Consider the following 22,874-nt stretch of genomic DNA (forward strand, 5'->3'; position numbering starts at 1 on the left):
ACGAACCTGGAAGAAGGCAAGAAGAATGATTACTGCTACCGATATATCCGTGGGCTATGGCGGAAAGCTGGTCATCGAATCGGCAGGGCTGCAAGCCGGCCCCGGGGAAGTGGTCGGGCTGATCGGCCCCAACGGCAGCGGCAAGTCCACCCTGCTGCGCACGCTCTATGCGGCGCTGAAGCCCACCGCCGGGCTGGTGCTTGTCGACGAACGCCCGGTCACCGAACTGCGCGGCAACGAACTGGCCCGCAGAATTGCGGTCGTGGCCCAGGAAACCCCCACCGAATTGCCGGTCAGCGTCGCCGAAATGGTGCTCCTGGGCAGGGCACCGCACCGCAAGGCGCTGGCCGCCATGTCCCGCGAGGACCACCGGGCAGTTGCCTCGGCGCTGGCCCGGGTCGGCGCCCGGCACCTGGCCGACCGCCGCTACTCGACCCTCTCCGGGGGCGAGAAGCAGCGCGTGCTGGTGGCCCGGACCTTGGCCCAGAAGGCCGAGCACCTGCTGCTGGACGAGCCCACCAACCACCTCGACATCCGCTACCAGCATGAGCTGCTGCGCATGGTCGGAGAACTGGGAACCACCACGGTGGTGGTGCTGCACGACCTGAATCTGGCGGCCCGCTACTGCAGCAAGCTGGTGCTGCTGGCCAACGGCGGAATCATCGCCGCGGGGACGCCCCACCAGGTGCTGGCGCCCGAACTCCTGCTGCAGGTCTACGGGATCCATGCGCAGCCGGTGCTCGTGGACGGGATCCTGCAGCTGGTGTTCAGCCTGGCCGATGAGCCAGAACTGCAACATAGCGGAAGTCCGGTTCCCGGATGATAGCCTGCCCGGTAGGCAAGCGCTGTCCACCCGCCTGCCTGCCGGGCCCCAAGCATTGACCGTGAAAGGTACACCTGCCATGACGTCTTCCGCCGCTATCGAAGCAGACAAGCACTACGATCTGATCATCCTCGGCACCGGATCGGGCAACTCCATTCCCGGTCCCGAATTCGACGGGCAGTCCATTGCCATCATCGAGAAGGGCGCCTTCGGCGGCACCTGCCTGAACGTCGGCTGCATCCCGACCAAGATGTATGTCTATGCCGCAGACGTCGCCTTGGAAACCAGGGAATCGGCACGGCTGGGAATCGACGCCCAAGTCAATTCCGTGGACTGGCCCGGCATCGTCAGCAGGGTCTTCGGCAAGCGCATCGATCCGATCGCCCAGGGCGGCGAGGAGTACCGCCGCGGCGAGCAGACGCCGAACATCGACGTCTATGACCAGCACGCGCGTTTCGTCGGCGAGCGCACGCTGCGCACCGGGCAGGGAGCAGAAGCCAAGACCATCAGCGCGGACCAGATTGTCCTGGCCGCCGGTTCGCGCCCCTTCATTCCGCAGGAAATCATTGATTCGGGGGTGCATTACCACACGAACGAGGACATCATGCGCTTGGCGAGCCAGCCGAAGTCCATTGTGATCATCGGCGGCGGCTACATTGCCATGGAGTTCGCCCACGTCTTCGAGGCGCTGGGCACCAAGGTCACCATCCTGGCCCGCTCCGAGCTGATGCGCCACCTGGATGCCGACCTGCGCGAGCCCTTCAACCAGCTGGCCGCCGAACGCTATGACGTGCGCATGGGACGGACGGTGGCCAGCGCCGTGCAGGAAAGCGACGGGGTGGTGCTGACCCTGGATGACGGCTCCACCGCCAGCGCCGAGGTGCTGCTGGTAGCGACCGGGCGGGTGCCCAACGGCGACCAGTTGGACCTGCAGAATGCAGGCATCGCCTCGGACGACGGGCAGGTCAGCGTGGACGAATACGGCCGCTCGACTTCCGCTGAAGGTGTCTGGGCGCTGGGCGATATTTCCTCGCCCTTCCAGCTCAAGCATGTGGCCAACGCCGAGATGCGCGCGGTGCGCCACAACCTGCTGAACCCGCAGGACATGGTGAAGATGCCGCACGAGCACGTGCCGGCCGCGGTCTTCACCCACCCGCAGATCGCCTACGTCGGGATGACCGAAGATCAAGCCCGCGAGGCCGGGCATGATGTCACGGTCAAGGTGCAGAAGTACGGGGACGTGGCCTACGGCTGGGCGATGGAAGATGGCACCGGCATCGCAAAGCTCATCGCCGACCGGGACACCGGCAAGCTGCTCGGTGCGCACTACATGGGCCCGCAGGCCTCGACGCTGATCCAGCAGATGATCACAGTCATGGCCTTCGGTCTGGACGTGCGCGAGGTGGCAACCAAGCAGTACTGGATCCACCCGGCCCTGCCGGAGGTCACCGAGAACGCGTTGCTCGGCCTGGATTTCTCCTAGCGGCCGAAGCCGGCCAGTTCACTGGCCGCCGGCAGATGAATCCGCAGGCCAGTAGCCAATGGCGCCACGCTGTCCTAGGCTGAAGCCATGACTCGGAATACCGCGCGAACCGCGACCTCGAAGACCGGCAGCATGTTCCTGATCGCCGCGGGCGTGGGCTTGGGTCTGGGCATGCTGGCGGTGCTCTGGATGTTCTGGCCGATCGGCCAGGATGGCTACGGCAGCAACCTCGGCGAATTGGGCTTGCCGCTGGCCTACGGCGCGATAGCCGGCGTGCTGATGGGGTTGATCTGCTGCAGCGGGGCGCATGCGGCCCTTGAAATCCAAGCCGCGGGGAAACCGGAGGCCAGTGGCACCCGGCAATCGGCAGCCGCCGGCCTCGGAGCTGCCGTCGCCGCCATGCTTCCCGCGGTGGCGATCGCCGCCATGGGCCTGGACGATACGAATCCGGCGCCATTCCTCGGTACTGCCCTGGGGCTGCTGGTGGTGTGCTTCGCCGCGGGATCCGCCATCCTGGCCGGGCTCAACTGCTGCACCGCCCGAGGCTGAAGATCTCTGGGGAGCGACGGCCCAAGCGCCAGCTGGTTGCCAGCTGGGCGCCGCTGGCCGAGCACCGCTCGCTGTGGCAGGTCGGGAGGCGGGCGCCAGGTCCAGGCGCCGGTTCCAACGCAGGGAAGGAGAGCGCATGAAGTCCGCAAGCCGCCTCGGCGCCTGCGCCGCGGCAACGATGCTGGCCGGGGCGTGGGCGCTGGCAGCCATCCCGGCCGCCTACGCCAGCGCCATGGCCTACACCCAGGAAGTCTCCAGTGCCGGCACCTGCGCCATGATGGAAACTGCCACGGTGGATGCCTTCGAGGCCTCCGGGTACCAGGTGGACAGCCATGGCTGCATGCCAAGCCCCGGCGGCTACACCCTGGTGATCGAGTACACGCCATAGCCCGGTCCTGCGGCGTGATGATTATCTAGCCGCTGCAGCACCCGTGCAGACGTGTAAATTCGGGGTGCATCCAGCGTATGGCGATACCCTTGGAGTATGGCCTCACGTACCCAGTCTCAGGGGACGAAGAAGACTGCGACGCGCAAACCCAAGGCGTCCAGCTCCTCGTCCTCCAAGAAAACGCCCGAGAACCCGGATGCGGAACTCGCCCTGCCGCTGCGCGCAATCCGCAGCGTGTGGATGGGCATTGCCCGGATCTTCGGCGGCGCGTTCCGCCGCATCGGCGGAACCGTCAAGCCTGACTACGAGCTGCGCCGCGACGGCACCGGCTTGTTCCTCGCGCTGATCGCGATCATCGTCGCGGTCATCGAATGGTGGGGCCTGCGCGATGCCGGCTGGTTCGGCACCGGCGTGCACGCTGTCGCCGGCGGCACCCTGGGCTTCATGGCGGTGCTGCTGCCGGTCATCCTGTTCATCGGCGCCTTCCGGCTCTTCCGCTACCCCGAAGCTGTCACCGCGAACAACCGCATCGGCATCGGGCTGCTGATCATGACGCTCTCCGGCTCGTCCATCGCCTCGCTGGCCAACGGCTCGCCGGCGGTCACCGACGACTTCGAAGCGCTGTGGAATGCCGGCGGCATGGCCGGGTCCATCCTGGGCACCCCGCTGGGCCTGCTGATCTCGGTTCCGGGTGCCATGGCGGTGTTCATTTTCCTGGTGTTCATGTCGATCCTGATCGTCACCGCCACCCCGGTGATGCAGATCCCTGCGCGCGTGCGCGCCGGCTACAACCGCCTGCTCGGCCAGGACCCGGATACGCCGCGCGCCACCCGGGCCACCGCCGCGATGGAACTGGATGCCACCCGCGAGGACCACGACCAGTCCTACCTCTATCCCGAGGCCGAGGCCGAGGCCCCGGCACCGAAAAAGAAGAAGCCGGGCTTCTTCGAGCGCCGTGCAGCCGCCGCCCGCAAGGTCACCGAAGTCTACGACGTGGATGGGACGGAGAATTCCGACCGCTCCGGCGATATCGCCTACGACCAGGCGGTCATCGGCGAGGATGATCCTGCCACCGACGCGATGCCTGCGGCCAGCCGCAACTCCGGCAAGATCTTCGACGCCGACGAGGCGGCCACCCAGGCCATCGCCCGCCCGCAGCTGGATGGCTCCGGCCCCGCCGATGCCAGCGAAGACGCCGCCACAGTGGCGATCCCGAAACCGGCCGGCCCGCCGCCGGGGGTCAAGCGCCCCACCAAGGCCGAGGCCGAAATGGCCGAGATCATGGCCAACATCGGGCTGAAGGCCGAACCCGAAGCCACCACCTCAGCGATGGACCAGGTCTCCTCGCGCGCCGCCGGGCTCGGAACTTCCCCGCAGGCGCCGATCCCGGCGCGCAGCGAGCAGCTGCAGCTCTCCGGGGATGTCACCTACACCCTGCCCGAGGAGCACTACCTGCCTGCCGGCCCGCCGGCCAAGGAAGCCTCCGAAGCCAATCAGGTGGTGGTCGACGCGCTGACCAACACGCTGCAGCAGTTCAAGGTCGACGCGCAGGTCACCGGCTTCTCGCGCGGCCCGACGGTGACCCGCTACGAGATCGAGCTGGCCCCGGGCACCAAGGTGGAGAAGGTCACCGCGCTGTCCAAGAACATCTCCTACGCCGTGGCCTCCTCGGATGTGCGCATCCTCTCGCCGATCCCGGGCAAGTCCGCCATCGGCATCGAGATCCCGAACACCGACAAGGAAGTCGTCGCCCTGGGCGACGTGCTGCGCAGCTCCAACGCCCGCAAGTCCGAGCACCCGATGGTGATGGGCGTGGGCAAGGACGTCGAGGGCGGCTTCGTCGTGGCCAACTTGGCCAAGATGCCGCACCTGCTGGTGGCCGGCGCCACCGGCGCGGGCAAGTCCTCGTTCGTGAACTCGATGATCACCTCGATCCTGATGCGCGCCACCCCCGACGAGGTGCGCATGGTCATGGTCGACCCCAAGCGCGTGGAGCTCACCGCCTACGAGGGCGTGCCGCACCTGATCACCCCGATCATCACCAACCCGAAGAAGGCCGCCGAGGCCCTGCAGTGGGTGGTCCGCGAAATGGACACCCGCTACGACGACCTGGCCAACTTCGGCTTCAAGCACATCGACGACTTCAACAAGGCGGTCAAGGCCGGCAAGGTGCACCCTCCCGAGGGTTCCAAGCGCGTGCTCAAGCCCTACCCGTACCTGCTGGTGATCGTCGACGAGCTCGCCGATTTGATGATGGTCGCCCCGCGCGATGTGGAAGAGTCCATCGTGCGCATCACCCAGCTGGCGCGTGCCGCCGGCATCCATCTGGTGCTGGCCACCCAGCGCCCGTCGGTTGACGTGGTCACCGGCCTGATCAAGGCCAACGTGCCTTCGCGCATGGCCTTCGCCACCTCCTCGGTCACCGACTCCCGCGTGGTGCTCGACCAGCCCGGCGCGGAGAAGCTGCTGGGCCAGGGCGACGCGCTGTTCCTGCCGATGGGCACCTCCAAGCCGATGCGCGTCCAGGGCGCCTGGGTCACCGAATCGGAGATCCACCGCGTCGTCGAGCACGTCAAGAGCCAGCTGCAGCCCGAATACCGGGACGACGTGATCCCGGCCGCCGAGAAGAAGAAGCAGATCGACGAGGACATCGGAGACGACCTGGAACTGCTGCTGCAGGCCACCGAGCTCGTGGTCACCAGCCAGTTCGGCTCCACCTCGATGCTGCAGCGCAAGCTGCGCGTGGGCTTCGCCAAGGCAGGTCGCCTGATGGACCTGATGGAATCGCGCGGCGTGGTCGGCCCTTCCGAAGGCTCCAAGGCCCGCGACGTGCTGATCCAGCCGGACGACCTGCCGATGGTGCTGGCCGCGATGCGCGGCGACGATCCGGCCACCAGCACCCCGTCGGCCACCGAGGCGGCGCTGGTCGCCGAGGCCAACGTGAACCATGCCGAGCCGGTCACCGACTATGCCGAGGACCTGGTCGCCAGGGATCTGGAGGATCGCCCGCAGGCCGTGGACTACTTCGACGGCTCCGATGACGACGATTCGGGCGAGGACGCCTGGAACCTGACAGGAAGAAACTGATACCCATGAGCGAGCAAGCTGGCCGCAGTGCCCAGCCACCGGTACCGACGCTGAACATCGCCAACGTGCTCACCACCATCCGCATCATCATGGTGCCGTTCTTCATCTGGGCGCTGATGGCGGACAACCACGAGCAGGGCCTATGGCGCTGGGTCGCGCTGGCACTGTTCGTAGTGGCCATGTACACCGACAAGCTCGACGGGGACCTGGCGCGCAGCCGCGGGCTGATCACCAACTTCGGCAAGATCGCCGACCCGATCGCGGACAAGCTGCTCACCGGCTCGGCGCTGGTGTGCTTCTCGATCCTGGCCGAGCTGCCCTGGTGGGTCACCATCGTGATCCTGGTCCGCGAATGGGGCATCACCCTGCTGCGCGTGGTGGTCATCCGCTACGGCGTGATCGCCGCGAACATGGGCGGGAAGATCAAGACCGTGCTGCAGGCGATCGTGATCGGGGTGTACCTGCTGCCCTACACCCACACCATTGACTGGCTGGGCACCGCGGCCTGGTACCTGATGCTGCTGACCCTGGCGGTCACCGTGGTCACCGGCATCGAATACCTCATCAAGGCCGGCCAGCTGGTGGCGGCCGCCAAGAAGCGGGAGCAGTGACGCCATGAGGCCCACCGCCCCCGAGGTGATTGCCAAGGCCATCGACGGCGCCGTGCAGCTGGCGACCGCGGAATCGCTGACCGCCGGAATGATCGCAGCGCGCCTGGCCGAAGTTCCCGGTGCCTCGGCCGTATTGCGCGGGGGAGTCGTCAGCTATTCCTCCGAGGTCAAGTCCTCGCTGCTGGGCGTCGACGAAGCACTGCTGGCGGCCAACGGATCGGTGGATCCCGAGGTGGCCCGGCAGATGGCCGTCGGCGCGCAGCGAGCCTGCGGCGCCGACGCGGCGATTTCGGCAACCGGAGTCGCCGGCCCTGAGCCGCACGATGGCAAGGCCGTGGGCACCGTGTATATTGGATGGGCCATTGGAGACAAATCCGGATCCGAGGCCCACCACTTTGTGGGGGACCGGGCGCAGATTCGCGAGCAGAGCACCCAAGCGGCACTTCACCAGTTCGCTTCCATCTTGGATAAAGCTTCTTCACAGTAAGACACGAAATACTTTTCTTCCTGGGATATTACGCAAAAACCATCCCGGATGTGGCGTAGCTCGCATTTATGTGATTAGGGTGAACGTACGGGAACAAAATCGTATGGCCTGTCGTTGTACGAATTGCCGGGCCGCAAGGATGGCCCCCGTATTTGATTAGATCTTCGAGATGGACCTAGGAGCAGAGGCTAAATTCATGGTCAAGCAACCCGTAACTGTCAATGGTGTCGTCCGTTGGCGCGATATGGGAGAAGCCCATATGGTCCAGCCCGAGAAGGAGGAGCACAAAATGGTAGTACTCCGTCATGAAATCGGCGATGTCCTGCGCGACGTCCGCCAGCGCCAGGGTCGTACCCTGCGCGAGGTTTCGCACAGCGCACGAGTTTCCCTCGGATACCTGTCCGAGGTTGAGCGTGGCCAGAAAGAAGCCTCTTCGGAGCTGCTCTCTTCAATCTGCGTTGCGCTGGAAATCCCATTGTCATTGATGCTCCGTGAAGTATCCGAGCGCGTTGCCCTGGCAGAGGGCATTGCGATCCCGGATACCGTCCCAACGGATATGGCCGACGAGTTTGCCGCCAAGGGCAACAGCAAGCCACTGGCCTCGGTCTAGCATCATCTTTTCCAGGCCGCCGCTACTCAGTAATCGAGACTGCCGGCAGCCATGCAAGGAGCCTGCGCGAAATGCGCGGGCTCCTTGCCTTTGCGTGGGAGAATTATCAGGTGAAAATCAGCGATTTCTGGCGAAATATGGAAAACGAGTTCGGCCCGCGGTACTCCCGCGTGCTGGCCGATTCCATGGCCCTGACCGAACTCGGCAGCCTGACTGCGGCACAGGCGCTCGATAGGGGCATCAAGCCCAAGCAGATCTGGGAAGCCCTGTGCCGGGCGCAAGATGTTCCGGCTGAACGCTGGCTTGGCGTGGATATCGAGCCGAAGCAATCGTAGGGATTCCATTCGAATACCCATGCAGTAATTCTTCGAACACGCCGTGTTGAATTTCGAACACCTGTTCGGATAGGGTTATGCTGGAAACAACGCAGGAAACTGCGCCAAGAACTTAAGCACTGGGATTGTCCACACTTCTGGGCTATCGGAGTCCAAAGTGTCGGTGGGCAAGCATACTGTCTATTGCAGGACAAAAATCATGAGCAAGTACGTAGCAGGCTTGCAAGAGCAAAGGTGAACCATGGCAGCAAAAAATGATCGGGAAAAGGCGCTAGAGGCTGTCCTGGGCCAAATTGACAAGGCCTATGGCAAAGGCTCGGTCATGCGCCTGGGCGACGAAACCCGCGCACCCATTGAAGTAATCCCTACCGGCTCGGTTGCCCTGGATGCCGCCCTTGGCATTGGCGGATTGCCACGCGGCCGCGTGGTGGAGATCTATGGTCCGGAATCTTCGGGCAAGACCACGGTTGCCCTGCACGCAGTCGCCAGCGCACAGAAGGCCGGCGGCGTCGCGGCATTCATCGATGCCGAGCACGCGCTGGATCCGGAATACGCCAAGAAGTTGGGCGTCGACACCGATGCGCTGCTGGTCTCCCAGCCGGATACCGGCGAGCAGGCACTGGAAATCATGGATATGCTCGTGGGCTCCGGTGCACTGGATATCATCGTCATCGACTCCGTGGCGGCACTGGTTCCCCGCGCCGAAATCGAAGGCGAGATGGGCGACAGCCACGTCGGCCTGCAGGCTCGACTGATGTCCCAGGCATTGCGCAAGATCACCGGCCGCCTCTCGGCCTCGAAGACCACCGCAATCTTCATCAACCAGCTGCGTGAGAAGATCGGTGTCTTCTTCGGCAGCCCGGAAACCACCACAGGTGGCAAGGCGCTGAAGTTCTACGCTTCGGTGCGCATCGATATCCGCCGCATCGAGACCCTGAAAGAGGGCACCAACGCGGTCGGCAACCGTACCCGCTGCAAGATCGTCAAGAACAAGATGGCTCCTCCTTTCAAACAGGCCGAGTTCGACATCCTGTACGGCCACGGCATCTCCAAGGAAGGCTCGCTCATCGACATGGGCGTCGAGCACAACCTGGTCAAGAAGTCCGGTGCCTGGTTCACCTATGACGGAGACCAGCTGGGCCAGGGCAAGGAAAACGCCCGCCGCTTCCTGCGCGACAACCCGGATCTGGCCAACGAGCTCGAACGCCAGATCCTGCAGAAGCTCGGCGTCCTGCCAATGGAAGAAGTTGAAGAAGACGAGACAGAACTGCGAGTCGTCGAGGGCGATCAGTAGTGGCCTCAGGCTTCCAACGACGTAGCGTCCGACCCGGAAAGAATTCGGGGTCGGACGCTACGTCCGTTTCCAAAGAGTTCCAGGGCGACCTCGAAGACATGCCGGACTGGGCCAGGCCCAGCCCGGAAGAATTGGAAGCCCAAGCGGCTGGGGAATCAGCCAAGCGGGACCGGGCGGCTCAGTGGGCATCCCAGCGCGCTGCGGCGTCTGCAATGCCGGCCGGCAGCACCTCGCGAACCATTGCCAGCTTCTCCGAGCAGCCGGCGAAACCGGGCAGCATCGAAGAGCTGCGCGCGGCCATGGAGCAGATTGTGGCTGCGCCCGCGCCGGCCAAACCGTCGAAGCAGGAACGCCGCGAAGCGCGCGAAGCGCGAAAAGCTGCCCGCCAAGCGGGGGAGCCTGAAGAGCTCAGCGACGACCAGTGGCGGGAAAAGGCGCGCGGAATTTTGCTGCGCCAGCTCACGGCCAGCGACAAGACCGCCAAGCAGCTCAAGGACAAGCTCCTTGAGAATGAATGCCCGGAAGACATTGCCGATGAGGTCATCGACCGCTATGCCGAGATCAACCTCGTGGATGATGAACGCTTTGCGAAGTCCTGGGTCGTTGCCCGCGCTCGCTCGCGTGGATTAGCCCGCGGTGCGATCAAGCGCGAGCTGCGCACCAAGGGGGTGGACGACGAGCTGGCCGCTGAAGCGCTGGAGCAAATCGATGACGAAGCGGAGGAGCAGCGAGCCCGTGAACTGGTGCGCGCGAAGCTGCGTCCCGAATCCATGGGCGCCGATCGGGACAAAGCCCTGCGCCGGCTCGTGGGGATGCTGGGCCGCAAAGGCTACAACGGCGGCATGGCGTTCAAGGTCGCCCGCGAGGAATGGGAAGAGCGCTTCGGCAATCGCTACTGATGTCGTTTCGGATGCCGCCCTGGTGCGTTTCTCCGGCGCTCAAGCCAATCGTCAATGCCCTGGTAGGCCCAGAGGCTCAAGACCAGGACCCCGGCAAGCATCGAGCCGACACCGATATTGAACAGCAGGCTGTCGGTTTGTCCATCAATGGGCGGGATGATGCCAATAGCGATCGGGATGGCGAGAAGGAAAAGCGCGGATAATCCTGCCATCCACCAGTGGAAGATCTTCATGCCGCGCGACAACCGCAACGGTCGGTACTTGCCGGTTTTCTGGTGCTTGCCTGGCGAATGGTTTTCCACGGATTGCCCTTTCATACGCCGAATCAGCTATCGAAAAGCCTATTCCTTTTCCTGGCCTTCCACCCGAAGGCGCGCACCGACGGCCACTAGGCCGTAACCGTGAAGGCAACCAGGAGTTCAGCGGAGGCTCGCCTACATTTCAGCGGCACCCGATCTTCGGTAATCTTTAAGGGTGACTGAGCAACATACCTTGAGCAACATCGGCAGCGAAGAACTACCCCGTACCTATGAGGTACGTACCTTCGGCTGCCAAATGAACGTCCACGACTCCGAGCGCCTCTCTGGCCTGATGGAAGATGCAGGGCTGAGCCGCAAGCCGGAAGAGCTGGCCGAAGAAGTCGCCGACGTTGTTGTCTTCAACACCTGCGCAGTGCGTGAGAACGCAGACAACAAGCTGTACGGGCACCTGGGCATGCTCAAGAACCTGAAGGCTGAACGCCCCAATATGCAAATTGCCGTCGGCGGCTGCCTTGCTCAGAAGGACCGCGACACCATCATCAAGAAGGCCCCATGGGTCGACGTGGTTTTCGGCACGCACAACATCGGCTCGCTGCCCACGCTGCTGGCCCGCTCGCGCCACAACCAAAAGGCGCAACTGGAGATCCTTGAATCCCTGGATGTCTTCCCCTCCACATTGCCTACCCGACGCGAATCCGTGTACGCCGGCTGGGTCTCCATCTCCGTAGGGTGCAATAACACCTGCACCTTCTGCATCGTCCCTTCCCTGCGCGGCAAGGAGCGGGACCGCCGCCCGGGCGAGATCCTCGCCGAAATCCAGGCCCTCGTAGACGACGGCGCCATCGAAGTGACCCTGCTGGGCCAAAATGTGAACTCCTACGGCGTGGAATTCGGAGACCGCCTGGCCTTCGGCAAGCTGCTGCGCGCTTGCGGTGAAATCGAAGGGCTGGAACGCGTGCGCTTCACCAGCCCGCACCCGGCGGCCTTCACCGATGACGTCATCGATGCCATGGCGGAAACACCTAACGTGATGCCGCAGCTGCACATGCCGCTGCAGTCCGGCTCGGACAAGGTGCTCAAGGACATGCGCCGCTCCTACCGGTCCAAGAAATTCCTCGGGATCCTGGACAAGGTCCGCGAACGCATCCCGCATGCGGCAATCACCACCGACATCATTGTCGGCTTCCCGGGTGAAACCGAAGAAGACTTCCAGGCCACCCTCGACGTGGTTGAAGCGTCGCGGTTCTCCTCGGCCTTCACCTTCCAGTACTCCAAGCGTCCGGGCACCCCGGCAGCCGACCTGGACGAGCAGCTTCCCAAGGCAGTGGTGCAGGAACGCTATGAGCGCTTGACGGCGTTGCAGGACCGCATTTCCAAGGAGGAGAACGCGAAGCAGCTGGGCCGTACCGTGGAAGTCATGGCCACCGAACAGTCCGGACGCAAGGCCGAAGAGACCCACCGTCTCTCCGGACGCTCGCAGGACCAGCGCCTGGTGCACTTCTCGGTACCTGAAGGTGCCCAGGCCCCGCGCCCTGGCGACCTGGTAACCCTGCCGATCACCGAAGTGGCGGCATTCCACCTGATCTCGGATCCCACCGTGGACCAGTACTCCCTGCGTCGTTCGCGCGCCGGGGATGCGTGGGACCGGGCGCAGGCCGAAAGCTGCGGGGTTCCAGCGCCGGCGGGGAGCGGATCCAAGGGCCGCACGAGCTTGGGCATGCCGACGTTGAAAGTGCGCAGCTAGCCATATGGCCACTTCGAACCTGCCGGTGATTGCGATCGTCGGTCCCACAGGTAGCGGCAAGTCGGACTTGGCCATCGCCGTGGCGCAGGAACTGGGCGGGGAAATCGTCAATTCCGATGCCCTGCAGTTCTACCGCGGCATGGACATCGGCACCGCGAAGCTGCCGGTGAATGAGCGTGGCGGCATCGAGCATCACCTGCTCGACACCATGGGCATCACCGAGGAAGCATCCGTTGCCGCCTTCCAAGCCGAAGCCCGCGACCACTTCGCCCAAATCCGTGCCCGCGGCAAGGTTCCGGTGATGGTCGGAGGCTCGGGACTGTATGTGCGGGCGGCCCTTGATGTCATCGATTTCCCGCCGACAGATCCAGACGTCAGGAAACGGCTGGAGGCCGAGGTCGAGGCTCAAGGAGACGGATCGCTGCGCCGCCGGCTGGCCGAGGTCGACCCGGTATCCGCAGCACGCAATCTTGACTTGCGCCGCGCGATCCGCGCCCTTGAAGTCCACGAGATTTCCGGTCGGGCCTTCAGCTCCTTCATGCCGCAACGCGAGTATGCCGCTCCGGCAATCCAGATCGGCTTGAACTACGACCGCCAGGCATTGCATGAGGCCTTGGAAACCCGAGTGCACAAGATGGATGCCATGGGATTGGCCGCGGAAGTCGAGGGACTGCTCGGCCAGGGATTGCGCGACGGCAAGACCGCCTCTCGCGCCATCGGCTACCAGCAGTATATCGACTTCCTCGACGGGCGGATCACCCGGGACGAAGCCATTGACCAGACGGTCATTGCCACCCGCAAGTTCGCGCGACGCCAAATCACCTGGTTCAATGCAGATGAGCGGGTCAACTGGCTGAACCCGCTGGAACCTGGGCTGCTGGAAAAAACACTGAAGATCATCGGCTAGCCAACGTACGAACGGAAACTCTAGGAGCATTGATGTACCGCACCGAATTAGGTCAGCTGGCTGGACAACGTTTCGCCAAGGGCCATGCCACCGGCAACGACTTCGTGCTGATTGCCGACCCGGAAGCGCAGCTGGATCTCAACGCCGAACAGGTGGCGGCCCTGTGCCACCGCCGCTTCGGCGTTGGCGGTGACGGGCTGATCCGTGCCGTGCCCACCTCCAAGGTTCCCGGATACGAAGGGCAGTTCCTGGAGCATCCCAAGGCCTACTGGTTCATGGATTACCGGAACAATGACGGCTCCATCGCCGAGATGTGCGGCAACGGCGTACGCGCCTTCGCTCACTACCTGATTGCCGAGGGGCTCGTGAGCCTCCAGGTCGGGCAAAGTTTCCAGATCGGCAGCCGTGCCGGCGTCAAGGAAATTACCCGACTCGCTGATGGCTACGCGGTGAACCTCGGCCCCTGGGGATTGATCTTCGAGCAGGAAGCCGCGGAAAAATCGGTGGACTCCATGGTCAAGCCCAGAGGCTGGGAGCAGGCGCTGCCGGCCTTGAGCATCACCATGGGCAACCCGCACACCGTAGTTGCCTTGCCAGACGTCCAGATGCTTGAAGAACTGGACCTGTTCCAAGCCCCAGAGGTTTCTCCCGTCCCTGCCAACGGCACCAACGTGGAATTCGTGGTTCCTTCCGAGCCGCTGATCGAAGAGGACGGGGTTGCCCAGGTCCAGATGCGCGTCCATGAACGCGGGGTCGGCGAGACGCTCTCATGCGGTACCGGTGCGTGTGCGGCCGCGGCAGCCGTACGCTACTGGGCACGCAGCACCGCGCTGATCAACCAGTGGGCTGTCAAGGTGCCCGGCGGAGTCGTCGGCGTTGAATTCCGTGGCAATGCAGAGGGCGGCGAAGATACGATCCTCAGCGGCCCGGCAGACCTGGTTGCCCGCGGGATCATCGGTTCGGAGTAGACCTGATCGGCTCCGTAGCAAAAATCGCAGAATAGCTTCGCGAGCTATTCTGCGATTTTGCTTTTGGCAATCAGGCCGGACGCGCTACCTTCAGCACGCGGAAGGCCTTGGCGGTCGCTTCACGGGTGATCTTCCAATCCGAGGGAAGCTGCTCAACCAGCCACTTCTGCAGCGAATCGCTGCCTAGGTTCTTCTGCACCACCATCCATGCCTCGCCACCCGGGGCCAACCGCGGCAACCACAGCATCAGCAATTCATGCAGGGCATCCTTGCCGATGCGAATGGGCGGGTTCGACCAGATGGTGTCGAATTGCAGGCTCGGATCCACGGACTCAGGGGTGCCGACAACTACGTTGGACAAGCCGAGCGCCGCGGCGTTCAAGCGGGCCAGGTCGATGGAACGCTCATTGACATCCACGCCGTAGACCTCGGACTGCGGGGACTGCTCGGCGGCGGCCAGGGTGATGGGTCCCCAGCCGCACCCGATATCCAGAATGCGTCCGCGAGGGGTTGGCACGTACTGCAACAGCACCGCCGTTCCCTTGTCCAGACCGGCGGGGGAGAAGATTCCTGAGGCCGTCTGCACCTTGCGCAACGAGCCGTTGAGCTCGACTTCGATGGTGCGCCGTTCATCTGCCGAGGCCGGGCTGGCGGTGAAGTAGTGATCCGAGGTCATAGGCAAAGCTTATCGCCCAGTACGGATACCCCAAAGATCAGCGTCGGCAACGTGAGCAAGGCGATATGGGCGTGAGCAGATATCACTGATAGAGTTTTCCCTATGACTTTCATTTTCGTCTAATACGTAGCCCTCTTGGTTACCCGCGGTTCCACGAGCTGGCCGCGCAGTTCTTGCGCGCCCACCGGGCTGAATCAGCAGACGGCAAAGTCATTTCCCTCTACCTGGCAGTTCTTCTTTCCAGAACCCCGCATACGCCTTTGCTTACCGGTAACCATGCATTCACCTGTCTGCCCATAGACCTTTACTCCTTGCAAAGGACCACGAATGTTTGATGAACCAACCGAATCTGAACGCGCCACGTCGCAAAGTGGGGTCCACCCGCACTATTCTGGAAAGCGAAGTACTTCTAAGGAGACCATGACTAACTCCGAGTCACACGAGCACGATTCGGCATCGATGGATGATGCCCAGATCCAGGCCGCCATCGATCGAATTCTCGCAGCCGATGATGCGCAGAGCCCGCAGGTTCAGCACTTCGGCGAAGAAGAGAATTCCATTTTCGCTGGCCAGGCTACTGCACTGAACCGTTTTTCCTCAGGCCTCAGCAATTTCGACGGGGACCAGGAAGATCTGGAGGATCGCCGCGCGCTGCGTCGCGTCGCAGGCCTGTCCACGGAACTGGAAGACGTCACCGAGGTTGAATACCGCCAGCTGCGCCTGGAACGCGTCGTGCTGGCGGGCATCTGGAGCGATGGTACCGTCGCCGACGCCGAGAACTCTCTGCGCGAGCTCGCCGCCTTGGCGGAGACCGCAGGTTCCGAAGTCCTCGATGGCCTGGTGCAGCGCCGCAGCAAGCCGGACCCTTCGACCTTCCTCGGCTCGGGCAAGGCCGAAGAGCTGCGCGGAATCGTTGCGTCAACGGGTGCCGATACCGTGATTGTCGATGCAGAGCTGGCGCCATCGCAGCGCCGCGCCCTGGAAGACATCGTCAAGGTCAAGGTCATCGACCGCACCAGCCTGATCCTGGACATCTTTGCGCAGCATGCCCAATCGCGCGAGGGCAAGGCCCAGGTTGAACTGGCCCAGCTCGAATACCTGCTGCCGCGTCTTCGCGGCTGGGGCGAATCGATGTCCCGCCAGGCCGGTGGCCGCGTAGGTGCCGCCGGTGGCGGCATCGGTTCGCGTGGACCGGGTGAAACCAAGATCGAGATGGACCGCCGCCGCATTCGCGACCGCATGGCGAAGCTGCGCCGCGAGATCAAGGCCATGAAGCCTGCGCGTGAAGCCAAGCGTGCCAACCGCAAGCGCAATGCGGTTCCAGCCGTGGCCATTGCCGGCTACACCAACGCCGGCAAATCCTCGCTGCTCAACCGCTTGACCAACGCCGGGGTGCTGGTGGAGAACGCGCTGTTCGCTACCCTGGACCCAACCGTCCGCCAGTCGGCGACCGAGGACGGGTTGACCTACACGCTGGCCGATACCGTCGGCTTCGTATCCAACCTCCCGACCCAGCTGGTGGAAGCCTTCCGATCCACGCTGGAGGAAATCGCCGATTCGGATCTCATCCTGCACGTCGTTGACGGGTCCCACCCTGATCCCGAAGGGCAGATCCAGGCCGTGCGCACCGTGCTCGGCGAAGTCGACGCGTTGAACATTCCAGAGATCATCGTGGTCAACAAGGCCGATGTGGCTGACCCGTTCGTCGTCGAACGCATCCGCAACCGGGAATCCAACACCGTGGTCGTCTCCGCGCACACCGGTGAAGGCATCCAGGAGCTGCTCGAAAAGATCAGCTCATCGATTCCACGCCCCGGCATCCAGCTTGAGGTGCTCATTCCCTACAACCGCGGGGATTTGATCGCCAAGCTGCACCAGAGCGAATCAGAGATCTTGGAAAGCGAACACCTGGAGGAGGGCACCCGGATGATCGTCAAGGTGCGCGATTCCCTAGCTGCAGAGTTGGAGACCTTCAACCTTCATGGATAAGCAAGAGCAGGCCCTGGGGCTCCTGGAGGCCGCGGTCACTTCCATGGGCGGTGCCATGCGCACCGGCCAACAGGAAATGGTCAAGCATGTGGTCAGCGCGCTGGAAGATGAAAAGCACTTGCTGGTGCAGGCAGGCACCGGCACCGGCAAGTCGATGGGCTACCTGATTCCGGCATTGGCCCACGCGCAGACCAGCGCCAAGCCGGTGATCGTCTCCACCGCGACCTTGGCGCTGCAATCGCAGATTGTCGGCCGTGACGTGCCGCGGTTGCTCGAATCGCTCAAGGGCAAGCTCTCGCGCCCGATGGATGTGGCCCTGCTCAAGGGACGCTCGAACTACCTGTGCCAGTACAAGCTCGGCGGCGGGTACCCGGATGACGAAGGCACGCTTTTCTCGATGGATGAGCCGGCAGCTCCTGCCGGCACCACCTATTCGCCGTTGGCCAGCGAGGTCATGAAGCTGCGCGAATGGGCTGAAGAGACTGAGACCGGTGACCGCGATGAGCTGGTGCCCGGGGTCAGCGACAAGGCGTGGAAGCAGGTCTCGGTCTCGGCCATGGAGTGCTTGGGGTCGCAGAAGTGCCCGATGGCTGATGAATGCTTCTCGGAGATGGCTCGTGCCCGTGCCGCGGAAGCGGACGTGGTCATTACCAACCACGCCCTGCTGGCGGTATCGGCCTTCGAGGGGCTTTCGGTCCTCCCGGACTTCGAAGTCGCAATCATCGATGAGGCCCACGAACTGCAAGACCGCGTGACCAGCTCGGTGTCCGGGGCGCTCTCCGCACGCATGGTGCTCACCGCGGCTGGCGGTGCCAAACGCCATTGCGGCGTCAACGTGGATGAGATGGTCAAGGCGGCGAACCGCCTGGAGAAGTCGTTGACCGGTGTGCCCACGGGGCTGCTGGAACATGGCCTGCGCGAAGACATGGGCATCGCCCTGAACGACATCGTGGAACAGGCCCGGCTGGCGTTGGCGCTGTCCAAGCCCGAAGCCAATGCACCGGCTGACGGCGGACGACAGACCGCCCGCTCCCAGCTGCAGGCGGTGATGGACGATGCGATTCGCATGCTCGAATCCGAAGAGCGCCGCGAGGTGCTGTACACCACCCGTCCGCGGGAGTTTGTCGAAGGCCGGGGCTACGTCGAAGCTGACGAGACCCAGCCAGCCACGTTGAACGTTGCCCCGTTGTCCGTTGCTGGCAAGCTGCGCGAAGGGCTGTTCGACGGGCGCACGGTCGTCTTGACCAGCGCTACCTTGGCTATCGGCTCGCAGTTCGATTCGGTCGCAGGCTCCCTGGGTCTGATGGGCGCAGGGGCTCCGTCCTGGACCGGCGTGGACGTCGGCAGTCCCTTCGATTACCCGAAGCAGGGCATCCTGTACGTAGCCAAGCATCTGCCCAAGCCGGGCCGCCAACTGGCCGCCGAGACGCTGGATGAGATCGAGGATCTCATCAAGGCCTCCGGCGGCGGTGCACTGGCTCTGTTCACTTCGAAACGCTCCGCCGAAGAAGCGGCAAGCATCTTGCGCGAACGCCTGGACGTGGAGATCCTGTGCCAGGGCGAGGGCAGCATGAAGTCGCTGGTCGAGCAGTTCAGCAGCGAACGCGACACCTGCCTGTTCGGAACCATGACCCTGTGGCAGGGCGTGGACGTGCCAGGAGATTCCTGCCGGCTGGTCATCATCGACAAGATCCCGTTCCCGCGCCCGGACGATCCGATCTCCAAAGCCCGTTCCGAGGACGTGGCCAAGCATGGCGGCAACGGCTTCATGCAGGTGGCCGCCACCCATGCGGCGATTCGCCTGGCACAGGGCGCTGGACGCCTGATCCGTTCGGTCGGGGACAAGGGCGTGGTGGCGATCCTCGATTCGCGCATGGCCACTGCACGGTACGGCAGCTTCTTGAAAGCGACGCTGCCGCCGATGTGGCCGACTGTCGACAAGAAGGTCATCACCGGAGTTCTCCAGCGCTTGAACCCGGACGGGAAATAGCCGCAGCCAGAGCATGAACTTGAGCTGTCCTCGGACTTGGGGCAGCTCAAGTTCTTTAAGCACTATCAGCAGGATGGTTGGAGATGCACTAAGGTCTGTGACAAGAACTGATGCCGCGTGAACCGGAAGGCACCATGGAGTCCATGCAGGAATTGGCACACCAAGCCGCCATCGACACCCACCAGCGTTTCGGACGGCGCCTCTTGCGGCTGCCCGGAACCTGGATTGGGCAGAGCTACAGCAGGGCGCACCGGTTGCGCGACGGAAGCTTGCTCAGCGATCTCAATGGCTGCGCGCACCCGTTGTCGGAGTGGAACTATTGGTGGCAGGCGCATTATCTGGATGCCATCATTGATGACGGCTACTCCTATCTGGCCGCAGGCGACGCGGAATCGGCGCGTGCCGAGCTGGCCCGGGCCAATCATCTGTTGCGTGGCATTCGAATTCGCAACTTCGGGATGCTGCCCAACTACTTCTTCGACGATATGGCGTGGCTTGCCTTGGCCAGCGGCCGTCTGGCGCAGTTCACGCTGGCCGTGACGGGAGAAGGAAACCACGCTGCTCAGACTGCAATGCGGGTGCTGGGAGAACAGCTTCAAGCTGGCATGGACGAGGTGCTGGGCGGCGGCCTGTACTGGTCGAAAAAACGGGATTTCAAGAATACGCCGGCCAATGCGCCGGCGGCCCTGTTCTTCGGCCGAACCGGCCAGGAGGACACCGCACGGCAGGTCCTCCAATGGCTGGAGAAGAACCTGTTCAGCGCCGAGCGTGGGCTGTATCTGGACGGGGTGCGGTTGACCAGCCAGGGGCACACGATGGAGCCAGCGGTCTATACCTATAACCAGGGCACGGTGCTAGGCGCGTTGCTTGAGCTTGGCGAGCCGGCCGATCTGGCTCACGCCCAGGTGCTGATCGATGCGACCACGCACTCGCTGTCTTCCGCGGCCCGAGTACTCGCGTTCAACCGCGGGGGAGACGGGAACCTTTTTGCCGGAATCCTGTGCCGGTATCTGGCCCTCGCCGCGAAAGATCACCGCTTGGAAGCACCAAGCAGGGAGCAGGCCAGGCAACTGGTCACGGCAACTGCAGGCCATCTGATCGACCAGGAACCGCGCCGGCTCTCGGCGGCAGTCCAGCGCTGGATGATCTTCGCCGCGGCCGCCCAGATCGAGCTCGAGGCCGGCGAGTAGCTGATTAAACGAAAATTGCGCTGGTGCCAAGCACCAGCGCAATATCCACACGAAATCTAGAGTGAGCGCATGACCGAGACGACCCGTCCCATGATCTTTGCTGCATCACCCAAAATCGGTTCGTAGCGCGAGTTCTGCGGAAGCAGCCAAGTATGCCCATCACGCTGCCGGAAGGTCTTGACGGTCGCTTCCTCGTCCAGCAGGGCTGCGACGATGTCGCCGTTGTCTGCCGTCTGCTGTCGGCGGACAACTACCCAGTCGCCATCGCAAATCGCGGCGTCAACCATTGAATCGCCGGACACCTTGAGCATGAACAGTTCCCCGTGGCCCACGAGCTGACGAGGCAACGAGAAAACATCTTCGACGGACTGTTCTGCCAGGATCGGACCGCCAGCAGCAATACGGCCAACCAGCGGAACCATGGTGGTGTCAGCAGAAGTGCTCAGCTCAATGATCTTGGCGTCTTCGCTGGCAGCCGGCTCGACCGGCTCCGAGACCTCGGCCTTTTCTGCATCGTCGGACAATTGCAGCGGCAGCAGGATTTCCATCGCGCGCGGACGGCGTGGGTCTCGACGGATATAGCCGAGCTTTTCCAACTGGCTCAACTGGTGGGTCACGCTCGAAAGACTCTTGAGTCCGACAGCGTCGCCAATCTCACGCATCGATGGCGGATAACCGTTCTTGCCGATAGACCGCTGGATCGTCTCAAGGATCTTCTTTTGGCGAATCGTCAGCGAACGTGCATTCGATCGGGGAGTGCGTTGTGATGCTGACATGAGATTTTGCCTTCCCTAGCAATCATTCGAAAGTTTGCGTGTCCAAACTGTCGGAGCTAGATGGTGAGATGTTTTCATTGCTCGTCTACTTCGAAATCTTAGTAGATAAGCGAGCTTCTTTCAAAGATTTGTTCGAAAACTTCTGGACAAGTTCCGCAAATCTCTGTTAGAACAGATATACGAGGTTCGAACAAGTTTTCGAATCCGTTCTTTCGAATAAAAATTCGCATCACTTGAATTTCTTGAGGAGACAACGTCATGGCTACCGTCGCACTTGACTCAGATCAAACCCAAGCGCCGCTGAAAATCCGCATCAACCGCCGCGGTTGGGCTGTGCTGGTGGGGATGCCCGTTTTCGCACTCACGATCGCTGCTGCTTTCTTCTTCTCCATGTTCGCCTCTGACGCGCATGCCGCGGCAGAAGATCCTACTGGGGTTGGAACCATCGATGTGACCGTGATCCCCGGGGATACGCTTTGGAGTTTGGCTCGCGACTATGCCACCGGTTACGACGTGACTTCCGCAGTTGGCCACATCGCGGAGCTCAACGCCTTGGACGGCAGCGAAATCCAGGTTGGAGATACCTTGTCGATTCCGGTCATTGCCGGCTAGCTTCCCCCGCTGTCCAGTGTTTGTTACCTGCAGCCGTAGCGGATTCACTGGCGGGCTCGCTGCGCACGTAGACTTGATGCGTGAATGACCGCAGTGAACTTTTGAGTCAGCTGCCCTTGCGTGAGAATCTCCGCGGGCTATCCCCTTATGGCGCACCGCAAATTGACGTGCCGATCCAGTTGAACGTCAACGAGAACACCCATCCGTTGCCACCGGTAGTTGTAGACGCCATTGCCCAGGAAGTGGCCAAGGCAGCGGCAACTCTGAATCGCTATCCCGACCGCGAGTTCACCGAGCTTCGTGAACTTCTTGCCGCTTACCTCGGCCACTCGCTCACCAAGGAGAACATCTGGGCCGCGAACGGTTCGAATGAAATCCTGCAGCAGATCCTGCAAGCCTTCGGTGGTCCAGGCCGTACCGTGATGAGCTTCGGCCCCACCTACTCCATGTACCCGCTGTTGGCCAGTGGTACTGATACCACCTATATCGCCGGTGAACGCGCCGAGGATTTCACCCTGTCCGCCGAATCTGCAGCCGCGCAGGTCCGCGAGCACAAGCCGAATATCGTGTTCCTGTGCTCGCCGAACAACCCCACCGGCACCGCCCTTGGCCTTGATGTCATCACGGCCGTGTACGAAGCCATGAGCGAGCACAACGGCATGGTGATCGTTGACGAGGCGTACGCCGAATTCTCCTTGGCCAGCACCAAGTCCGCACTGAGCCTGCTTGAAGGCCGCCAGCGATTGATCGTCTCGCGCACCATGTCCAAGGCATTCGGCCTGGCCGGCGCACGCGTCGGCTACCTGGCCGCCGCGCCAGAAGTCACCGATGCCATCCGCTTGGTGCGGCTGCCATACCACCTGTCGGCCGTGACCCAGGCAACGGCGATCGCTGCCTTGAAGAACATCGAGTTGCTGCTGGCGCAGGTCGAAGACATCAAGTCCCAACGTGACCGCATCGTCGCGCGCTTGAAGGAACTGGGCCTGAAGCCATCGGTCTCCGACTCCAACTTCGTCTTCTTCGGTGGCGTCGAAGACCCCCACGCTATTTGGGAAGGCCTGTTGGAAGCCGGCATCATCATCCGCGACAATGGAATTCCGGGGACCTTGCGTGTTACGGCCGGAACCGAATCAGAAACCACAGCCTTCTTGGAACGACTTGCCGAACTGCTCGGCTCGCAGAAGTAATCAAAGACA

The 22,874-nt window shown here is 63.0% G+C and carries 22 protein-coding genes; 19 read left to right on the plus strand and 3 right to left on the minus strand.

All coding sequences use genetic code 11. The features are described from left to right. Positions 1 to 25 precede the first annotated feature (25 nt). The 11 genes from ACR9WD_RS05230 (at position 26) to ACR9WD_RS05280 (ending at position 10,566) form a co-directional block, all read left to right on the plus strand. Positions 26 to 823 (plus strand): ABC transporter ATP-binding protein, encoded by a 798-nt coding sequence (locus ACR9WD_RS05230; RefSeq protein ID WP_434922868.1) that lies wholly within the window; start codon positions 26 to 28, stop codon positions 821 to 823. Between the two features lie 79 nt (positions 824 to 902). After that, on the plus strand, positions 903 to 2,306 hold the full coding sequence (gene mtr / locus ACR9WD_RS05235) for a mycothione reductase (protein ID WP_038992614.1): 1,404 nt from the start codon (positions 903 to 905) through the stop codon (positions 2,304 to 2,306). A gap of 87 nt (positions 2,307 to 2,393) precedes the next feature. Continuing rightward, positions 2,394 to 2,855, plus strand: a complete 462-nt coding sequence (locus tag ACR9WD_RS05240; RefSeq protein WP_434922869.1) for a hypothetical protein — start codon at positions 2,394 to 2,396, stop codon at positions 2,853 to 2,855. Positions 2,856 to 2,991: 136 nt separating this feature from the next. After that, positions 2,992 to 3,243: a hypothetical protein gene (locus ACR9WD_RS05245; protein ID WP_434922870.1), complete on the plus strand. Its 252-nt coding sequence runs from the start codon at positions 2,992 to 2,994 to the stop codon at positions 3,241 to 3,243. 96 nt (positions 3,244 to 3,339) lie between these two features. Continuing rightward, complete coding sequence (locus ACR9WD_RS05250; protein WP_434922871.1) at positions 3,340 to 6,330, plus strand: DNA translocase FtsK 4TM domain-containing protein; 2,991 nt, start codon at positions 3,340 to 3,342, stop codon at positions 6,328 to 6,330. Positions 6,331 to 6,335: 5 nt separating this feature from the next. Beyond that, entirely contained in the window at positions 6,336 to 6,941 is a 606-nt protein-coding gene (pgsA, locus tag ACR9WD_RS05255; protein WP_038992611.1) for a CDP-diacylglycerol--glycerol-3-phosphate 3-phosphatidyltransferase, read from the plus strand. A 4-nt stretch (positions 6,942 to 6,945) separates the two neighbouring features. Next, entirely contained in the window at positions 6,946 to 7,428 is a 483-nt protein-coding gene (locus ACR9WD_RS05260) for a CinA family protein (protein ID WP_434922872.1), read from the plus strand. 196 nt (positions 7,429 to 7,624) lie between these two features. Next, a complete protein-coding gene (locus tag ACR9WD_RS05265; RefSeq protein WP_038992609.1) occupies positions 7,625 to 8,038 on the plus strand; it encodes a helix-turn-helix domain-containing protein in 414 nt (137 codons plus the stop codon). A 110-nt stretch (positions 8,039 to 8,148) separates the two neighbouring features. Further along, positions 8,149 to 8,373, plus strand: coding sequence for a DUF3046 domain-containing protein (locus ACR9WD_RS05270; RefSeq protein ID WP_038992632.1), 225 nt, complete (start codon positions 8,149 to 8,151; stop codon positions 8,371 to 8,373). 241 nt (positions 8,374 to 8,614) lie between these two features. Continuing rightward, a complete protein-coding gene (gene recA / locus ACR9WD_RS05275; RefSeq protein ID WP_038992608.1) occupies positions 8,615 to 9,667 on the plus strand; it encodes a recombinase RecA in 1,053 nt (350 codons plus the stop codon). Positions 9,668 to 9,765: 98 nt separating this feature from the next. After that, the gene (locus ACR9WD_RS05280; RefSeq protein ID WP_434922873.1) at positions 9,766 to 10,566 is read left to right on the plus strand and encodes a regulatory protein RecX; all 801 of its coding nucleotides are present in this window, start codon (positions 9,766 to 9,768) and stop codon (positions 10,564 to 10,566) included. Here ACR9WD_RS05280 and ACR9WD_RS05285 read toward each other — a convergent pair. Further along, positions 10,560 to 10,868 carry a hypothetical protein gene (locus tag ACR9WD_RS05285; protein WP_141357544.1) on the minus strand — a complete coding sequence of 103 codons (309 nt, stop codon included), beginning with the start codon at positions 10,866 to 10,868 and terminating at the stop codon, positions 10,560 to 10,562. The two genes, ACR9WD_RS05280 and ACR9WD_RS05285, sit on opposite strands and share 7 nt — an antisense overlap. Positions 10,869 to 11,040: 172 nt before the next feature. Between ACR9WD_RS05285 and miaB the strand changes: the two genes are divergently transcribed. Genes miaB through dapF form a run of 3 tightly spaced genes read left to right on the plus strand, consistent with a single transcriptional unit; the run spans position 11,041 to position 14,445 of the window. Then, positions 11,041 to 12,570 (plus strand): tRNA (N6-isopentenyl adenosine(37)-C2)-methylthiotransferase MiaB, encoded by a 1,530-nt coding sequence (gene miaB / locus ACR9WD_RS05290; protein WP_434922874.1) that lies wholly within the window; start codon positions 11,041 to 11,043, stop codon positions 12,568 to 12,570. Between the two features lie 4 nt (positions 12,571 to 12,574). Further along, positions 12,575 to 13,477, plus strand: a complete 903-nt coding sequence (gene miaA, locus ACR9WD_RS05295; protein WP_434922875.1) for a tRNA (adenosine(37)-N6)-dimethylallyltransferase MiaA — start codon at positions 12,575 to 12,577, stop codon at positions 13,475 to 13,477. Between the two features lie 32 nt (positions 13,478 to 13,509). Continuing rightward, a complete protein-coding gene (gene dapF / locus ACR9WD_RS05300) occupies positions 13,510 to 14,445 on the plus strand; it encodes a diaminopimelate epimerase (protein WP_073706796.1) in 936 nt (311 codons plus the stop codon). A 70-nt stretch (positions 14,446 to 14,515) separates the two neighbouring features. On the opposite strand, the gene ACR9WD_RS05305 is transcribed toward dapF, so the two are convergent. Beyond that, positions 14,516 to 15,121, minus strand: a complete 606-nt coding sequence (locus ACR9WD_RS05305) for a class I SAM-dependent methyltransferase (RefSeq protein WP_038992599.1) — start codon at positions 15,119 to 15,121, stop codon at positions 14,516 to 14,518. A 327-nt stretch (positions 15,122 to 15,448) separates the two neighbouring features. On the opposite strand from ACR9WD_RS05305, the gene hflX reads away from it, so the two are divergent. The 3 genes from hflX to ACR9WD_RS05320 all read left to right on the plus strand — a co-directional run bounded on the left by hflX (position 15,449) and on the right by ACR9WD_RS05320 (position 20,290). Beyond that, the gene (hflX, locus tag ACR9WD_RS05310; RefSeq protein WP_434922876.1) at positions 15,449 to 17,110 is read left to right on the plus strand and encodes a GTPase HflX; all 1,662 of its coding nucleotides are present in this window, start codon (positions 15,449 to 15,451) and stop codon (positions 17,108 to 17,110) included. Continuing rightward, positions 17,103 to 19,100: an ATP-dependent DNA helicase gene (locus ACR9WD_RS05315; RefSeq protein ID WP_128469883.1), complete on the plus strand. Its 1,998-nt coding sequence runs from the start codon at positions 17,103 to 17,105 to the stop codon at positions 19,098 to 19,100. The genes hflX and ACR9WD_RS05315 overlap by 8 nt, the downstream gene beginning before the upstream one ends. 110 nt (positions 19,101 to 19,210) lie before the next feature. Beyond that, positions 19,211 to 20,290, plus strand: a complete 1,080-nt coding sequence (locus ACR9WD_RS05320; protein ID WP_434922877.1) for a glycoside hydrolase family 76 protein — start codon at positions 19,211 to 19,213, stop codon at positions 20,288 to 20,290. Positions 20,291 to 20,346: 56 nt separating this feature from the next. Here ACR9WD_RS05320 and lexA read toward each other — a convergent pair whose 3' ends face one another. Continuing rightward, positions 20,347 to 21,066 (minus strand): transcriptional repressor LexA, encoded by a 720-nt coding sequence (lexA, locus tag ACR9WD_RS05325; protein ID WP_073706797.1) that lies wholly within the window; start codon positions 21,064 to 21,066, stop codon positions 20,347 to 20,349. 258 nt (positions 21,067 to 21,324) lie between these two features. On the opposite strand from lexA, the gene ACR9WD_RS05330 reads away from it, so the two are divergent. Both ACR9WD_RS05330 and ACR9WD_RS05335 read left to right on the plus strand, forming a co-directional pair. Further along, complete coding sequence (locus ACR9WD_RS05330; RefSeq protein WP_434922878.1) at positions 21,325 to 21,678, plus strand: LysM peptidoglycan-binding domain-containing protein; 354 nt, start codon at positions 21,325 to 21,327, stop codon at positions 21,676 to 21,678. Between the two features lie 80 nt (positions 21,679 to 21,758). Then, a complete protein-coding gene (locus tag ACR9WD_RS05335; protein WP_434922879.1) occupies positions 21,759 to 22,865 on the plus strand; it encodes a histidinol-phosphate transaminase in 1,107 nt (368 codons plus the stop codon). Positions 22,866 to 22,874: the final 9 nt, after the last annotated feature.

The sequence above is a fragment of the Glutamicibacter sp. PAEs-4 genome (genome assembly GCF_051161755.1).
In the GTDB taxonomy this organism is placed as follows: Bacteria; Actinomycetota; Actinomycetes; order Actinomycetales; family Micrococcaceae; genus Glutamicibacter; species Glutamicibacter nicotianae.

Bases quoted from the DNA above. Each gene is read 5' to 3' on its own strand.
- recA (WP_038992608.1), top strand. From the start codon at position 8,615: ATGGCAGCAAAAAATGATCGGGAAAAGGCGCTAGAGGCTGTCCTGGGC.
- ACR9WD_RS05230 (WP_434922868.1), top strand. From the start codon at position 26: ATGATTACTGCTACCGATATATCCGTGGGCTATGGCGGAAAGCTGGTC.
- ACR9WD_RS05245 (WP_434922870.1), top strand. From the start codon at position 2,992: ATGAAGTCCGCAAGCCGCCTCGGCGCCTGCGCCGCGGCAACGATGCTG.
- dapF (WP_073706796.1), top strand. From the start codon at position 13,510: ATGTACCGCACCGAATTAGGTCAGCTGGCTGGACAACGTTTCGCCAAG.
- mtr (WP_038992614.1), top strand. From the start codon at position 903: ATGACGTCTTCCGCCGCTATCGAAGCAGACAAGCACTACGATCTGATC.
- ACR9WD_RS05260 (WP_434922872.1), top strand. From the start codon at position 6,946: ATGAGGCCCACCGCCCCCGAGGTGATTGCCAAGGCCATCGACGGCGCC.
- ACR9WD_RS05250 (WP_434922871.1), top strand. From the start codon at position 3,340: ATGGCCTCACGTACCCAGTCTCAGGGGACGAAGAAGACTGCGACGCGC.
- ACR9WD_RS05265 (WP_038992609.1), top strand. From the start codon at position 7,625: ATGGTCAAGCAACCCGTAACTGTCAATGGTGTCGTCCGTTGGCGCGAT.
- ACR9WD_RS05305 (WP_038992599.1), bottom strand. From the start codon at position 15,121: ATGACCTCGGATCACTACTTCACCGCCAGCCCGGCCTCGGCAGATGAA.
- ACR9WD_RS05330 (WP_434922878.1), top strand. From the start codon at position 21,325: ATGGCTACCGTCGCACTTGACTCAGATCAAACCCAAGCGCCGCTGAAA.
- ACR9WD_RS05280 (WP_434922873.1), top strand. From the start codon at position 9,766: ATGCCGGACTGGGCCAGGCCCAGCCCGGAAGAATTGGAAGCCCAAGCG.
- ACR9WD_RS05315 (WP_128469883.1), top strand. From the start codon at position 17,103: ATGGATAAGCAAGAGCAGGCCCTGGGGCTCCTGGAGGCCGCGGTCACT.
- lexA (WP_073706797.1), bottom strand. From the start codon at position 21,066: ATGTCAGCATCACAACGCACTCCCCGATCGAATGCACGTTCGCTGACG.
- ACR9WD_RS05320 (WP_434922877.1), top strand. From the start codon at position 19,211: ATGCCGCGTGAACCGGAAGGCACCATGGAGTCCATGCAGGAATTGGCA.
- miaA (WP_434922875.1), top strand. From the start codon at position 12,575: ATGGCCACTTCGAACCTGCCGGTGATTGCGATCGTCGGTCCCACAGGT.
- ACR9WD_RS05240 (WP_434922869.1), top strand. From the start codon at position 2,394: ATGACTCGGAATACCGCGCGAACCGCGACCTCGAAGACCGGCAGCATG.
- pgsA (WP_038992611.1), top strand. From the start codon at position 6,336: ATGAGCGAGCAAGCTGGCCGCAGTGCCCAGCCACCGGTACCGACGCTG.
- hflX (WP_434922876.1), top strand. From the start codon at position 15,449: ATGTTTGATGAACCAACCGAATCTGAACGCGCCACGTCGCAAAGTGGG.